Consider the following 14046-nt stretch of genomic DNA (forward strand, 5'->3'; position numbering starts at 1 on the left):
ACTAGGGGAAGGCAGTGCGGGGGCGCGGAGGACAGGAGGGTGGCATGGACCTGAACACGATTCAGAGTGTCCGGGTGGTGCGCGAACGGTCCGAGCTGGCGGGCCGCGGGCCGCGATCCGCGGTCATCGGAGGGGGCTCCTGGGTCTTCTCCCTCCCCCACGACCACCTCGACGAACTCCTCGACCTGCAGGGCTTCGGGTGGGAGCCGATCGTCCGCACGGCCGACGGGCTCTCGATCGCGGCGACCTGCACGCTGAGCGAACTCGCTGCAATGCCGGACGCGGGCGACACGGCGCATCCGATCTTCTTACAGTGCTGCACGGCACTGCTGGGCTCCTTCAAGATCTGGAACGTCGCGACCGTCGGCGGCAACATCGCCAACGCCCTCCCCGCCGGACCGATGATCAGCCTCGCTGCGGCGCTCGACGCCTCCGCCCTCCTCTGGCGGGGCGACGGGGCCAATGTGCTCGTGCCGGTGGCCGAGCTGGTGACGGGGAACATGACGACGACGCTCGCGCGCGACGACGTCATCCGCTCGATCGAAGTCCCGCGCTCGTCCTTGCAGGCGCGGACCGCTTTCCGCAAGACGGCGCTCTCGCCGCTCGGGCGCTCCGGGGCCGTCGTGATCGGCCGCCTCGATATCGACGGCGCGTTCGTCCTCACGATCACCGCGGCAACCGTGCGACCGGAGCTGCTCCGGTTCTCCGCCGCCCCCACCGCCGCGGAGCTCGCTGCGGCGATCGACGGCGTCCTCAGCTGGTTCACCGACCCGCACGGCGCCGCCGACTGGCGGCACGCCGTCGTCCGCGTGCTCGCTGAGGAGATCCGCGCCGAGCTGAGTGGGGGCACCCCGTGAGGTTCACCGTCAACGGCGAGCCGATCGACGCCTCCCCCCGACCCGGCCAGGTGCTGCGGACCCTCCTCCGCGACCACGAGCACTTCGAGGTCAAGAAGGGCTGCGACGCCGGCGACTGCGGGGCCTGCTCCGTCCTGGTCGATGGGACGCCGTTCCACTCCTGCCTCTACCCCGCCCATCGCGTCGAGGGCCGCGAGGTGACCACGGCAGCGGGCCTGGGCTCGCCCGAGGAGCCGAGCGCAGTGCAGGAGGCGTTCGTCGAAGCGGGCGCGTTCCAGTGCGGCTTTTGCACGGCCGGCATGGTGGTCACGGCCACAGCGCTGGAGGGAGCGCGGGCCGAGGACGTGCCCCGGCTGATGAAGGGCAACCTCTGCCGATGCACGGGCTACCGGCCGATCCGCGAGGCCGTGACGGGAGCGTGTACGGCCGAGCACGGGACACACGCGGCCCAGCCGGCGGGGCTCACGCCCGTTCGCAGGACCGGGCGCCCCACGGCCGAGCAGTCGCAGGTGGGCCGCTCGCTCGGCGCACCGGCCGGGCGAAGGATCGTGCAGGGCAGAGAGCCCTTCACCCTCGACGTCGCCGTCCCCGGACTCCTGCACCTGAAGGTGCTGCAGAGTCCGCACGCGCACGCGCGCATCCGCTCGATCACTGCCGCAGCGGCCCGTGCTCTCCCGGGCGTCGTCGCGGTGCTCACAGCCGCCGACGTACCGGACGTCCTCTACTCCACCGCCCGCCACGAGTCGCGGCTCGACGACCCCGACGACACTCGCATGCTCGACACGGTCGTGCGGTTCCGCGGCCAGCGGGTGGCGGTGGTGGTCGCGGAGTCGGTGGCCATCGCGGAATCGGCCTGCCGCGCGATCGAGGTCGACTACGAGGTGCTGCCGGCCGTCTTCGACCCGGAGGAGGCCCGCTCGCCCGGCGCTCCCCTCCTGCACGCGGACAAGGACCCGATCGCCTCGCGGATCGCCCGACCCGAGGCGAACGTGGTCGCCGAGCTGCACGGCGAGTACGGCGATCTAGACGGCGGGCTGGCGGACGCGGACGTGATCGTGGAGGGGCGCTACTCGACCTCGCGGGTCGCACACACGGCGCTCGAGACCCACGGCACGATCGGCTGGCTCGAGGGCGACGAGCTGGTGCTGCGGACCTCGACGCAGGTCCCTTTCCTGGTGCGCGACGAGATCGCCCGACTGTTCGACCGGGACCCGTCAACGGTCCGGGTCTTCACGGCCCGCGTCGGCGGCGGGTTCGGAGGCAAGCAGGAGATCCTCACCGAAGACGTCGTCGCCCTCGCCGTGCTCGCCACCGGCCGTCCGGTGCAGTTCGAGTTCACTCGGAGCGACGAGTTCACGATGGCACCCTGCCGCCATCCGATGCGGGTCGGCGTGACCCTCGGCGCGCGCAGTGACGGACGGCTGACCGCCCTCGCGGTGGACGTCCTCTCGGACACCGGTGCCTACGGCAACCACGGCCCCGGCGTGATGTTCCACGGCACCTCGGAATCGGTCGCCGTCTACAGCGCGCCGAACAAGCGCGTCGACGCGCAGGCCGTCTACACCAACACTGTGCCCTCGGGCGCCTTCCGCGGCTACGGGCTCGGGCAGGTGATCTTCGGGATCGAGTCGGCGATGGACGAACTGGCGCGCGAGCTCGGGATCGACCCGTTCGAGCTGCGGCGGATCAACGCTGTGCGCCCGGGCGAGCCACTGGTGGTCACGCACGTCGAGGGCGAGGACATCGGCTTCGCCTCCTACGGGCTCGACCAGTGCCTCGACCTCACCGAGACGGCCCTCGCCAGCGGAGCCGGCTCCCCCGCGCCCACGGGCCCCGGCTGGCGGACGGGTCAGGGTGCGGCGCTCGCGATGATCGCCACCATCCCTCCACGGGGCCACTTCTCGGAGGCGACCGTCACCGTCGATGCCGAGGGCATATTGAGCGTCGGAGTCGGCACGGCGGAGTTCGGCAACGGGACGACGACCGTGCACACCCAGTTGGTCGCGAGCGCGTTCCGCGCCTGCGCGGACCGAGTGCGGATCCGCCAGTCCGACACCAACGCGGCCCGCTACGACACCGGCGCATTCGGCAGCGCAGGAACGGTCGTCGCAGGCAAGGCCGTGTACTCGGCCGCGACGCGCCTGCTCGCCGATCTGCAGGCGCTCGCCAAGCGCCTGACGGGGCACGACGAGACCTTCGAACCCGACGAGGAAGGCCTGCTCGCGGCGGACGGCACCCGGGTTGGCTTCGCGGATCTGGTGCGAGCGGCGGGCGGCCCGGTCACGGCGACCGGCAGCGAAGACGGGGCGCAACGCTCGCTCGCCTTCAACGTGCAGGGGTTCCGCGTGGCGGTGCACGAGCCGACGGGCGAGGTGCGGATCTTGCAGTCGGTGCAGGCGGCCGACGCGGGCTTCGTGATCAATCCGGTGCAGTGCCGCGGGCAGGTCGAGGGCGGGGTCGCGCAGGCGATCGGTTCGGCGCTCTACGAGGAGGTGATCCTCGACGGCGAGGGCACCGTCACCACGGCGATCCTCCGTAATTACCACATTCCGCAGATGGCGGACGTGCCCGAGACCGAGGTCTACTTCGCCGACACCGCCGACGAGCTCGGCCCGTTCGGCGCGAAATCAATGAGCGAGGCCCCCTACAACCCGGTCGCCCCCGCGCTCGCGAACGCCGTCCGCGACGCGATCGGCGTTCGCCCCACGGAGCTGCCGCTGTCCCGCGACCGCGTCTGGCGGCTCCTACATCCGGAGGCGGCACCCGTCGCGACCATCGAGGCGGAGGCGCCGCCCGGCTGAGCGCGTCGTCGCCGAGGTGCGATCTGGCGCAGTGGCCGCCCGCCGCTCAGACGCGCGACGCCAGCTCAAAAGCGCGACGCCAGCTCTGCGCTCGCGCGGGCCACTTCGCGTGCGAGGGAGTCCTCGTCCGCATTCACGAGCCGGGCCTCCCGGACGGTCGGGCGCCCCTGCACCAGAAGCAGGGTCACCGGTGGCTGCGCCCCGAGCGCGAGCGCCGCGACCGGGTCGGCGATGCCCGCATGCTCGATCCCGTCGATCCGCCACAGTGCGAGGTCGGCGAGCTTGCCCACCTCGATCGAGCCGATTTCGTCCTGCCGGCCGAGCACCCGCGCGCCGCCGATGGTGGCGATCGAGAGGGCCTGGCGGGCGCTCATCCGGTCGGCGCCGGCGCGCAGGCGGTTCATCAGCACGGCGGCGCGGATCTCGGAGCCGAGCTGGCCGGACTCGTTCGAGGCGGCTCCGTCGACACCGAGCCCCACCGGCGCCCCGGCGGCCAGCAGCTGCGGAATCGGTGCGATCCCCGCGGCGAGGCGGCCGTTCGAGGAGGGGCAGTGCGCGACTCCGGTGCCCGTTGCGGCGAACTTCGCGATCGCCGCGGAGTCGAGGTGCACGCCGTGCGCCATCCAGACGTCCCCGCCGAGCCAGCCGAGGGACTCCAGGTACTCGGTGGGCGAGAGGCCGAACGCCTCGCGCGTATAGGCGTCCTCCTCGAGGGTTTCGGAGCCGTGGATGTGCAGCCGCACGCCGAGCTGCCTCGCGAGCACGGCCGACTCACGCAGGAGGTCGGCGGTCACGGAGAACGGCGAGCACGGCGCGATCGCGACCCGCACCATCGCGTCGTCGGACGCGTCGTGGTACCGCTCAACCGCCTCTCCGCTCGCCTGCATCGCCACCGCCGTGGTCTCGACCGCGAAGTCCGGCGGGAGACCGCCCTGCGACTGCCCGAGGTCCATCGACCCTCGCGTCGCGTGCAGGCGGAGCCCGAGCGTGCCGGCCGCGTCCACGATGCCGCCGACGATGTCGCCGGAGCCGCGCGGGAAGACGTAGTGGTGGTCGGCGACGGTGCTGCACCCCGAGCGGGCAAGGACGCCCATCGCGCCGAGAGCGGCGGAGCGGGTGAGATCGGCGTCGATCCGGGACCAGGCGGGGTAGAGCGCGACCAGCCAGTCGAACAGGATCGAGTCCTGAGCCCAGCCGCGGGTGAGCCACTGGTAGAGGTGGTGATGCGTGTTGACGAGCCCGGGAGTGAGCAGGTGGCCGCGGCCGTCGACCGTGGTGAGCGTGATCGGCTCCTGCGCGGGGAGACCTGTGGGGGCTCGGCCGTCGAGGGCCCAGGCGGGCGGGGCGCCGGGTCCGACCGCGACGATGCGGGAGTCATCGACGACGACGTGGCCCGCGGGATGCTCGGTGCCGTGCGGGTCGACCGTGGCGACGTGTGCTCCGGTGAGGAGGTGGCGCTGCATGGTTCGAGCATGGCAGGGCGGTGTTTCGCGGCCGTTACCCGGGGGCTCGATCGGTCGGGATGCGGCTACCGGCGTGCGATCTGCAGGGACGCGCTGCCGACTCGGTGCAGGATCGCGGGCGAGGGCCTCCACTCGGCGTGCGATCTGCAGGGAGTGGGGCGCTCCCACGGTTCGATCTGCAGGGGATCCGCGGCGGACGGCCCGTCTGCCCGCCAGATCAACTCTGAAACGGCCGCATCCCCTGCTCATCGAACATGCTCCTGCACATCGCACGAAGTCCTGCTGATCGGGCCGGGGCCTGCACATCCGAACAGGTCCTGCACATCGAACCAGGTCCTGCGAATCCGAACAGGTCCTGCACATCGCACCAGAGCCTGCACAGCGCACCAGAGCCGCCACAGCGCACCAGAACCGCCACAGCGCACGGCCCCGATCAGCGCCCCGCGTGGATCGGCCCCGTACGCCCCGCAAGCGGCTCCCCCGTCGTCCCCGTGCGCACCGCGAGCACCTCCGCCAGGATCGACACCGCCGTCTCCTCCGGGGTCGACGCGCCGATGTCCAGCCCGATCGGCGAGTGCAGGCGAGCGAGCGCCTCCTCCGTCACGCCCGCGTCCCGCAGCAGCCCCAACCGCCGCTCGTGCGTGCGTCGCGAGCCCATCGCGCCGACGTAGGCGACCGGCAGGGTCAGCGCGGTCTCGAGCAACGGGATGTCGAACTTCTCGTCGTGAGTGAGCACCGCGATCACGGTGCGGGAGTCGACGGCGGTCGAGGCCAGGTAGTCGGACGGCCACGCGACGACGACCTCGTCGGCGCCGGCAAAGCGCTCGGCGGTGGCGAACACGGGGCGCGCGTCGCAGACGGTGACCCGGTAGCCGAGCAGCGCTCCAGCGGAGCAGAGCGCAGCCGAGAAGTCGACCGCGCCGAAGATCAGCAGCCGCGGTCGCTCCGCCTGCACGATGTACGCGATCTCGAGTTCCGCGCCGCGACACAGGATCTCGACGGTAGCCGAGCGCCCGGAGGCCAAGCGCCCGGCCCGCTGGGCGAGGATGCGCCCCGCCGTGTCCTCGTCCAACTGCGGGCCGACGACGTCCTGGAGGCGCGTCGCTTCGGTGAGGACGAGGCCGACCAGCTCCAAGGGGCCGCCGACGACGATTGCCAGCGCGGCCGAGCGACCCGCCCGGGCGGCGCGCAGCTCGGCGAGCACCGCGGTGGACCCGGAGTCGACGACCTGGCCGAACACGCGCAGCTGTCCCCCGCAGGAGAGACCCGCGTCGAACGCGGCCTCGTCGTCGAAGCCGAAGTGCTCGGCCGCGCTGCCCGAGGTGCCGAGCACCTCCTGAGCCAGTGCGTACGCCTGCGCCTCGACGCAGCCGCCCGAGATCGAGCCGATCGCGCGCCCCTCGGCGTCGACCGCCATCGACGAGCCCAGCGCGCGCGGAGCCGAACCGAAGACGTGCGTGACGGTGACGACCGCGACGCTCCCGCCCGCCTCGACGCGCTCGAGCAGAGCGGCGGCGAGTTCGAGCACGGCGGCCTCCTCTTCTCGGTCGGGAGGCGACGGCGCCGGGGCTGCTAGGCGAAGGGGCGGAGGGGCGGAGGGGCTGAGCTGCCGACGGGCGCACACACGCAGGAAACATGCCGAGTATAGGGTCGATCCATGCCCGACGACGCCCCCTTCCTCGACCTCGTGATCCGCGCCTGGGACGTGCTGACCGAGAACGGCCGGCGCCCCGCCAGCGTCGCGATCGCCGAGGGTCTGATCATCGCGGTCGGCGAGCGGGACGCCCCCTGGCGGACAACGGAAGAGGTCGTCCTCCCCGAGGGCCAGGTGCTGATCCCGGGAGTCGTCGACACACACGTCCACGTCAATGAGCCGGGCCGCACGGAGTGGGAGGGGTTCGCCTCGGCCACTCGCGCCGCCGCCGCCGGGGGCGTCACCACGATCATCGACATGCCGCTCAACTCCATCCCGCCGACCACCACGGTGGCCGGGCTTGAGGCCAAGCGCGCGGCCGCGGGACCGCAGGCGCAGATCGACGTCGGTTTCTGGGGCGGTGCGATCCCCGCGAACCTCGGCACCCTCCGCGAGCTGCACGACGCGGGCGTCTTCGGCTTCAAGTGCTTCCTGTCGCCGAGCGGAGTGGACGAATTCCCGCACCTCAGCCGCGAGCAGCTGGTCGAGGCGATGCGCGAGATCGCCGCCTTCGACGGGCTGCTGATCGTGCACGCGGAGGACCCTGCCGAGTTGGAGGCCAGCGCGAACGAGCCCGGCACCTCCTATGGCGCCTTCGTCGACTCGCGACCGCCCGCCTCCGAGCGCAGGGCGATCCTGCACCTGATCGAGTCGGTCCGCGAGACCGGCTGCCGCGCGCACATCCTGCACCTCTCCTCCGCCGACGCACTGCCGCTGCTACGGGAGGCGAAGGCCGAGGGGCTGCGGATCACCGCCGAAACCTGCCCGCACTACCTCACCTTCGACGCGGGCTCGATTCCCGATGGCGGCACGCAGTACAAGTGCTGCCCGCCGATTCGCGACGAGCGCAACCGCGAGCTGCTCTGGAAGGGCCTGCTCGACGGCACGATCGACATCATCGCCTCGGACCATTCCCCCGCCACGGCCGAGCTGAAGTTCGCTGGGGGCGGTGACTTCGGCGTCGCGTGGGGCGGCATCTCGGGCCTCGAGCTGAGCTTCCGCGCGGTCTGGACCGGCGCTCGCGAGCGTGGAATCCCGTTGGAGCAGGTCGTGGCGTGGATGTCGACGGCCACCGCTGCATTCGCCGGGCTGGGGCAGAAGGGCATGCTGCACGCCGGGTCGGACGCCGATCTCGTCGCCTTCGATCCGGAGGCGCAGTGGCCCGTCGATGTCGACGCCCTCGCGCACAAGAACCCCGTCTCGGCCTACGAGGGTCACGTCCTCCGTGGCGCCGTCGCCGCCACCTGGGTCGGCGGACTCCGCGTCACCCCCGAGACCGCCCCTCCCGCCGGCCGCCTCCTCCTGCGCCCCTGACCCCGCCTCCGCCCCTGCCTCCCGCCTCCCGCCTCTGCGAGATGCCACTTGTGACGACGACGCGCCGACGGAGAGCGTCATAAGTGGCATCTCGCGGAATGTTCCCGGGAGGTTTCGAGCAGGTGAACCAGGGCGCGTCGAGGCAGCGGAGCGGGCGGATCATACGAGACTGAGAGTCTCGACGGCGATGAGTCAGGGGGCTCCCACTCCGCGCCGGTGAGGCTGGCAGACGGGCTCGCAGGCGGGCTCTCTCGGCCAGGAACCGGACGGGCACCACCGCGTGACCGGCCACGGCCGCACGGAACGGACAGGAGCGGACATGTCGATCATCCTCGGAGACCACCAGTACGGGAAGGCCGAGAACCGTGTCGTGCGGATCTACCGCGAGACCCCGCGGCACGAGATCCACGACGTCAACGTCTCGACCGCACTCCGCGGCGACTTCGAGGCCGCGCACCGCGAGGGCGACCAGTCGGCTGTCCTGCCCACTGACACTCAGAAGCAGACCGCCTACTCCTTCGCCAAAGAGAAGGGTCTGCGCTCGATCGAGCCCTACGGCCTCGAGCTGGCCCGCCACTTCGTTGACGGCTACGAGCCGGTCCACGGCGCCCGCATCGAGATCGAGGAGTTCGCCTGGGAGCGTGTGCTCGTCGACGAGCAGGAGCACGATCACACCTGGGTCCGGAAGGGTCAGGAGACGCGAATCGCCTCGGTCACGGTCGAGGGCTCGGGCGACGAGCGGCAGATCTGCATTACCGGCGGCTTCAAGGACCTCACGATCCTCAAATCGACCGGAAGCGAGTTCCACGGCTTTCTCACCGATCCGTACACCGTCCTCCAGCCCACGAACGACCGCGTGATGGCTACCTCCCTCGTCGCGAAGTGGCGCTTCGCCTTGACGGAGGCGGAGATCGCGGGCATGGACTGGGAGGCGCTCTACGCGGGCGTCAAGGCGCTGATGACCAGCCGCTTCGCGACCGTCCACTCCCTTGCCCTGCAGCAGACACTCTTCGAGATGGGGAAGGCGGTGCTGGAGGAGTACCCGCAGATCGTCGAGATCCGCCTCTCCGCTCCGAACAAGCACCACGTCGTCTACGACCTCTCGCCCTTCGGCGTCGAGAACGACAACGAGGTCTTCCACGCCGACGATCGCCCCTACGGGCTGATCCAGGCGAGCGTCACCCGCGACGACGCGCCGCCCGCGGGCCCCGCCTGGACGACCTACACGGGCCTGGTGTGACCGGCGTCCGGGGCGTCCACCGCGGACATATCCTGCACATCGCCGGGCGCGCGAGACTCGAGACCGCGCGCGAGGCGCTGGTGTCGATCCCGGACGGCGCCCTCGCGGTGGACCAGGACGGCACCATCGCCTGGGTCGGCCCGCACGGCGAGCTTCCCGAGCGATTCGCCGACTGGCCGGTCTCGGGCGACGCCGCGTCGATCCTGCTGCCCGGGTTCGTCGACACGCACATGCACTTCCCTCAGACGTTCTCGACGGATGGCTTCGGCGGCGGCCAGCTGCTCGAGTGGCTCGACCGGGCGGTGTTCCCGGCGGAGGCGCGACTCGCCGATCCGGAGTTCGCCGACCTGGTCGCACGCGCCTTCACCCGGAGGAGGATCGCCGCGGGGACGACCGCAGCGATGGTCGTCGGCTCCGCGTTCCCGGCCGCGCAGGACGCCCTCTTCGAGCGCACTCGCGAGGCCGGGTTGCGGATCGTGTCGGGCCGCGGCATTCAGACCGTGGGCCCCGCGTCGGCGGCACCACTGATCACCTCGGAGGCGCAGGCCCTGGCGCTCACTGCGGACGAGATCGCCCGCTGGCACGGGCGGGACCCTCTGCTCCAGGTCTCGATCGTCCCGCGGTTCTCGCTCTCCGTCACTCCGCGGACCCTCGGCGCCCTCGGCGACCTCTACGACGACGTGCGCGGGCGCGGCGTCTACGTGCACAGCCACCTCAACGAGAACGATCGTCCCGGCGACGGCGAGATCGCCGCGGTCCTCGGCTCCTATGGCGCCCGCAGCTATCTGGACACCTACGACGGGCTCTTCCTGCCCGGCTCCGCGCGCGGCGGCTCCTCTCTGCTCGGGCCGCGCACGATCCTCGCGCACGCCGTGCACTGCCAGGACGCGGAGCTGCACCGTATGGCCGAGACCGGCACCTCGATCGCGCACTGCCCGACCTCGCAGCAGTTCCTCGGCTCCGGCACGATGCCCTGGCGCCGAACCGTCGCCTCGGGTGTCACTGTCGCGCTGGGGAGTGATGTGGGAGCGGGGGACGAGTGGCTGCTCCCTCGCGTGGCGAACGACACGTTCAAGGTTCACCTGTCGGAGCCGGGCGACGCGGCGGTCGCGCTGCACCCGGCCGAGCTCCTGTTCACGGCGACGCTGGCGGGGGCGCGGGCGCTTGACCAGGAGGACCGCTTCGGCAACTTCGACCTCGGGAAGGATGCGGACCTGGTGCGCATCGAGCCCGACCGCTGGGAGCCGCTCGCCGACGTGCTCGCCCACGGGATCCGCGCCGACGACACGGACGAGGCGACCGCGCAGCTGCTCTTCGCGCTGGTGATGACGCTGCGGGAGCCGGCGATCGCGGCCGTGCATGTGCGGGGGCGGCGGGTGGCTTCGCAGTGACGGGTGGCTTCGCAGTGACGGGGCCGGGCGGGGCGCGGACGTTCGATTCGCAGGGGATCCCGCGCCGAGAGCGCTCTCCTCCGCCTCCGCCGCGGTCAACGAGACGTATCCCCGGCAGATCGCACGCGGCCCTGCGAATCGAACGGTGGCCCTGCGAATCGAACGGTGGCCCTGCGAATCGAACGGTGGCCCTGCACATCCCACGCAACCCCGCGGCGGACAGCGCGCCTCAGCGCAGCTGCAGCGCCAGGAACAGGTCGGCGCGGTCCGCCGTGTCCGACAGGTCGCGCTGCGTCAGCTCCTCCACCCGCGCGATGCGGTACCGGACCGTGTTCAGGTGCAGGTACGTCTGCTCCGCTGTGCGCACCCAGGAGCCGCCGCAATCGAGGAACGCCGCGAGCGTGGCCACCAGCTGCGAGCTGTAGCGCGCATCGTGCTGAATCAACTTCCCGAGCACCAGCTCGACGAACACGGAGCGCAGGTGGTCCGGCACCGCGCTCAGCAGCTGCACTGCCGAGGTCACTTCTCCGGAGTCGCTGATCCGCACCGGCGAGTCATCGCTCGGCGCACCCGGTATCAGCATGCCGTAGCGCGCTGAGCGCAGGGCGCCGCCGAGAGCGGACAGCGGCGTCGCAGCACTGGTCCCGACCCGCAGCACAGCACCCGGCCAGGTGGCCCCCACGCGCCGCAGCGCCGAAGTGACCACGGCGAGCGGATCCGCGCCCGTCGGGATCGCGTCGGTCGCCTCCGCGGGCAGCACCGCGACCGCGCAGCCCTGCGCGTCCCGGCCGACCACGGCCCGACCCAGGTGCGCCGCGGCGTCGACCAAAACGCGGCGCGCCAAATCCGGCGGCGCCTCCCCCTCGAACTCCGCCGAGGCCACGATGCAGCGCCCGACTCCGCCGAGTCCGAGCTGGCGGAGGTACACCGCGGCCTCGGGCTGCTCGCTGTCCTCCTCGACGAGCTCGAGGAGGCGGTCGGCGAGAGCGGAGTCCGCCAGGAGGGCCGCCTCACGCTGCAGCCGGTAGACCCCCACCACTCCGACCAGCTCGGTGATGGCGTCGAGCACGGGCGCGGGCCAGTCGTTCCAGTCGCCGCCGACGACGACCAGCCAGGAGGTGGCGCGGTGCTCGCCCGCGCCGGCGACCGCGAGCACCGAAAGGGCGCCGCCGCGCGCATCCGGCACCAGCACGGGGCTGCGCCGGGCCATCAGCGCGGCGTGCACGACCCGCTCGATCTCGCCGAGACCCAGCGGAGCGGCGGCGGCGACCGTACGGCCGGTCGCGGTCAGCACGGTCACCGGGAGACCGAGTTCGCGGGAGGTGCGCGCGACGAGGTCGTCGAGCTGCAGCCCCCGGTAGACCTCGGTCAGTAGCTCCCGCTGGCGTGCGAGGGCCGCGGTCAGCCGAGCCACCCGATCACCCGCGAGCGCGTTCGAGAGGTGCGCCGTGATCGCGCCGAACGAGACGTCGGCCGGCACCGCGATCAGCGGGACGTCGTGCTCGCGGCACGCGACGACGAGGTCGTCCGGCACGAACCCCAGCAGGCCCTCGCCGGCGAGCAGGGCGCTGGCGCCGGAGTCGGCGACCGCGGCGACGAAGGCCGTGCTGTCCTGCGGTCCCCGGTGCCAGACGAGGCCGGTGAGCACGAGCTGACCGCGCGCCAAGTAGCGCCGGGGGTCGGGCAGGTCGGTCGTGAAGATGCCGTCGACCGGCCGCGCGAGTGCTCCGTCGCCGGCGACGAGCACGCGCAGCCGCAGCTGTGACGCGTCGAGGACATCCTGGAGCTGCATCAGCTGCCCCGGTAGGTCGAATAGGCGAACGGGCTGAGCAGGAGCGGGATGTGGAGGTGCGCGTCCTCGTCGTCGAGCCGGAACGTGACGACGACCTCCGGATAGAACGACTCCGTTCCCGAGGCCGCGAACCAGGAGCCGGTGTCGAAGACAACGCGGTAGACCCCGACGGGTAGCCGCCGCGGTCCGAAGGCCCCGACACGTCCGTCATCATCGGTGTGGGCCTCGGCGAGGCGGTTCCAGCCGGAGCCGCTCCGGGCCTCCAGGGCGACGGGAACAGCGCGCGCGGGTCGACCACGGACGGCGTCGAGCACATGCGTGCTGACGTGGCTGGCGTACCCGGTCATCGTGACGCCTCCCCGGCCACGAGGAGCCCGTCCTCGAGTCCGCGCACGCGCAGCACGGTGATCTCGCGCAGCTGCTCGGCGACGACCCGCGCCTCCGTCTCCGAGTCGAGCCCGAGCCGCCGCTCCAGCTCTGCGACGACCTCGGCCCGATCGCGTCCCGCCGCGCGAATCAGGAAGACGCGCCCAAAGCGCTCCTCGTAGGCGCGGTTGCCGCTCAGCAACCGCTCGGTCAGCGCCTCGTCGCCGGTGCGGCTCGCCGCCTGCTCCGCGGCGGAGAAAGCGGAGGAGCGTCCGGCGCCCGCGTGCCGCTCGCCGATCCGCGGGTGGTCGGCCAGCGCCGCGTCCACCTCAGCGCCGGTGAGGGTGCGCGCCACGCGCTCCGCCGCCTCGGCCAGTGCATCGACGCCGGAGTAGGGGACGCCGGCGGCGACCTCGTCGGCCCAACGCGGGACGGCGAGGCAGGCGAGCAGCACGTCGCGCGCGGTCTCGGATCGGGTGTCGGTCATGCGGTCTCCTTCGTCCGGCGAAGCGGCGGGCTCCGTCTGGGGCACGATGGTCGGGTGGATGCGGTCGGGAGTCGTGGGCTCGTCGGGCTGGTGCTCGCCGCGGGTGCGGGGCGTCGCGCAGGCGGCCCGAAGGCGCTGCGACGAGACGCGGAGGATGTGCCGTGGGTCGAGCGGGCTGTGCGGCGGCTCGATGCCGCCGGCTGCGGGCGGGTGCTCGTCGTGCTGGGTGCGGAGGCGGAGCGGGCGCGCGTCCTCGTGCCGGCGACGGCGACGGTGCTCGTCGCCGCCGCATGGGAGACGGGCCTCTCGGCGTCGCTTGGGGCGGGCCTGGTCGCGGCCGAAGGAGTCGCGGCAGAGGGCGGCGCGGCCCTGATCACCCTGGTCGATCTGCCCGACGAGCCGCCGAGCGTCGGGGCACGGCTGCTCGAGCAGGCCCCGCCGGAGCCCGGCGTGCTCGCGCGCGCTGTCTTCGACGGCCGTCCCGGTCATCCGGTGCTGGTGGGTAGCGACTACTGGCGGGCGCTGATCGCGAGAGTTCGCGGCGACTCCGGCGCCCGCGACCTGTTGCTCGAGGAGGGAGCGCGCGGGATCGAGTGCGGCGACCTGTGGTCGGGGCTGGACCGGGACGGTCCGCGCTGAGCC

At 72.4% G+C, this 14046-nt stretch carries 11 protein-coding genes; 6 read left to right on the plus strand and 5 right to left on the minus strand.

Features of this window, described 5'->3' with window-relative positions:
• Positions 1 to 44 precede the first annotated feature (44 nt).
• A complete protein-coding gene (locus C1O28_RS06975) occupies positions 45 to 857 on the plus strand; it encodes an FAD binding domain-containing protein (protein WP_097165789.1) in 813 nt (270 codons plus the stop codon).
• A complete protein-coding gene (locus C1O28_RS06980; protein ID WP_097165788.1) occupies positions 854 to 3658 on the plus strand; it encodes a molybdopterin-dependent oxidoreductase in 2805 nt (934 codons plus the stop codon). The genes C1O28_RS06975 and C1O28_RS06980 overlap by 4 nt, the downstream gene beginning before the upstream one ends.
• A gap of 65 nt (positions 3659 to 3723) precedes the next feature.
• Here the strand turns inward: C1O28_RS06980 and C1O28_RS06985 are convergent, their stop codons facing one another.
• Positions 3724 to 5121: an 8-oxoguanine deaminase gene (locus tag C1O28_RS06985; protein WP_097165787.1), complete on the minus strand. Its 1398-nt coding sequence runs from the start codon at positions 5119 to 5121 to the stop codon at positions 3724 to 3726.
• A gap of 433 nt (positions 5122 to 5554) precedes the next feature.
• Positions 5555 to 6649 (minus strand): XdhC family protein, encoded by a 1095-nt coding sequence (locus C1O28_RS06990; RefSeq protein ID WP_097165786.1) that lies wholly within the window; start codon positions 6647 to 6649, stop codon positions 5555 to 5557.
• Positions 6650 to 6778: 129 nt separating this feature from the next.
• Between C1O28_RS06990 and allB the strand changes: the two genes are divergently transcribed.
• The 3 genes from allB (at position 6779) to C1O28_RS07005 (ending at position 10759) form a co-directional block, all read left to right on the plus strand.
• On the plus strand, positions 6779 to 8128 hold the full coding sequence (gene allB / locus C1O28_RS06995) for an allantoinase AllB (protein ID WP_097165785.1): 1350 nt from the start codon (positions 6779 to 6781) through the stop codon (positions 8126 to 8128).
• A 319-nt stretch (positions 8129 to 8447) separates the two neighbouring features.
• On the plus strand, positions 8448 to 9368 hold the full coding sequence (gene pucL, locus C1O28_RS07000) for a factor-independent urate hydroxylase (RefSeq protein WP_097165784.1): 921 nt from the start codon (positions 8448 to 8450) through the stop codon (positions 9366 to 9368).
• Positions 9365 to 10759, plus strand: a complete 1395-nt coding sequence (locus tag C1O28_RS07005; RefSeq protein ID WP_097165783.1) for an amidohydrolase family protein — start codon at positions 9365 to 9367, stop codon at positions 10757 to 10759. Before pucL ends, C1O28_RS07005 begins: the two co-directional genes overlap by 4 nt.
• A gap of 229 nt (positions 10760 to 10988) precedes the next feature.
• Here the strand turns inward: C1O28_RS07005 and C1O28_RS07010 are convergent, their stop codons facing one another.
• From C1O28_RS07010 to uraD, 3 genes are read right to left on the minus strand one after another with little or no spacing between them, the layout of a single operon-like run.
• Positions 10989 to 12551, minus strand: coding sequence for a PucR family transcriptional regulator (locus tag C1O28_RS07010; RefSeq protein WP_097165782.1), 1563 nt, complete (start codon positions 12549 to 12551; stop codon positions 10989 to 10991).
• A complete protein-coding gene (gene uraH, locus C1O28_RS07015; protein ID WP_097165781.1) occupies positions 12551 to 12898 on the minus strand; it encodes a hydroxyisourate hydrolase in 348 nt (115 codons plus the stop codon). Before uraH ends, C1O28_RS07010 begins: the two co-directional genes overlap by 1 nt.
• The gene (gene uraD / locus C1O28_RS07020) at positions 12895 to 13404 is read right to left on the minus strand and encodes a 2-oxo-4-hydroxy-4-carboxy-5-ureidoimidazoline decarboxylase (protein ID WP_097165780.1); all 510 of its coding nucleotides are present in this window, start codon (positions 13402 to 13404) and stop codon (positions 12895 to 12897) included. The genes uraH and uraD overlap by 4 nt, the downstream gene beginning before the upstream one ends.
• 54 nt (positions 13405 to 13458) lie before the next feature.
• Here uraD and C1O28_RS07025 point away from each other — a divergent pair, with 54 nt between their 5' ends.
• Positions 13459 to 14043, plus strand: coding sequence for a nucleotidyltransferase family protein (locus tag C1O28_RS07025; RefSeq protein WP_207759879.1), 585 nt, complete (start codon positions 13459 to 13461; stop codon positions 14041 to 14043).
• Positions 14044 to 14046: the final 3 nt, after the last annotated feature.

Origin of the sequence: Rathayibacter rathayi (assembly GCF_004011095.1) — a bacterium.
GTDB lineage: Bacteria > Actinomycetota > Actinomycetes > Actinomycetales > Microbacteriaceae > Rathayibacter > Rathayibacter rathayi.

What these genes read in the sequence shown, in the direction of transcription:
- uraH (WP_097165781.1), bottom strand. Translation starts at nt 12,898, where the DNA reads ATGACCGGGTACGCCAGCCACGTCAGCACGCATGTGCTCGACGCCGTC.
- C1O28_RS07010 (WP_097165782.1), bottom strand. Translation starts at nt 12,551, where the DNA reads ATGCAGCTCCAGGATGTCCTCGACGCGTCACAGCTGCGGCTGCGCGTG.
- allB (WP_097165785.1), top strand. Translation starts at nt 6,779, where the DNA reads ATGCCCGACGACGCCCCCTTCCTCGACCTCGTGATCCGCGCCTGGGAC.
- pucL (WP_097165784.1), top strand. Translation starts at nt 8,448, where the DNA reads ATGTCGATCATCCTCGGAGACCACCAGTACGGGAAGGCCGAGAACCGT.
- C1O28_RS06985 (WP_097165787.1), bottom strand. Translation starts at nt 5,121, where the DNA reads ATGCAGCGCCACCTCCTCACCGGAGCACACGTCGCCACGGTCGACCCG.
- uraD (WP_097165780.1), bottom strand. Translation starts at nt 13,404, where the DNA reads ATGACCGACACCCGATCCGAGACCGCGCGCGACGTGCTGCTCGCCTGC.
- C1O28_RS06975 (WP_097165789.1), top strand. Translation starts at nt 45, where the DNA reads ATGGACCTGAACACGATTCAGAGTGTCCGGGTGGTGCGCGAACGGTCC.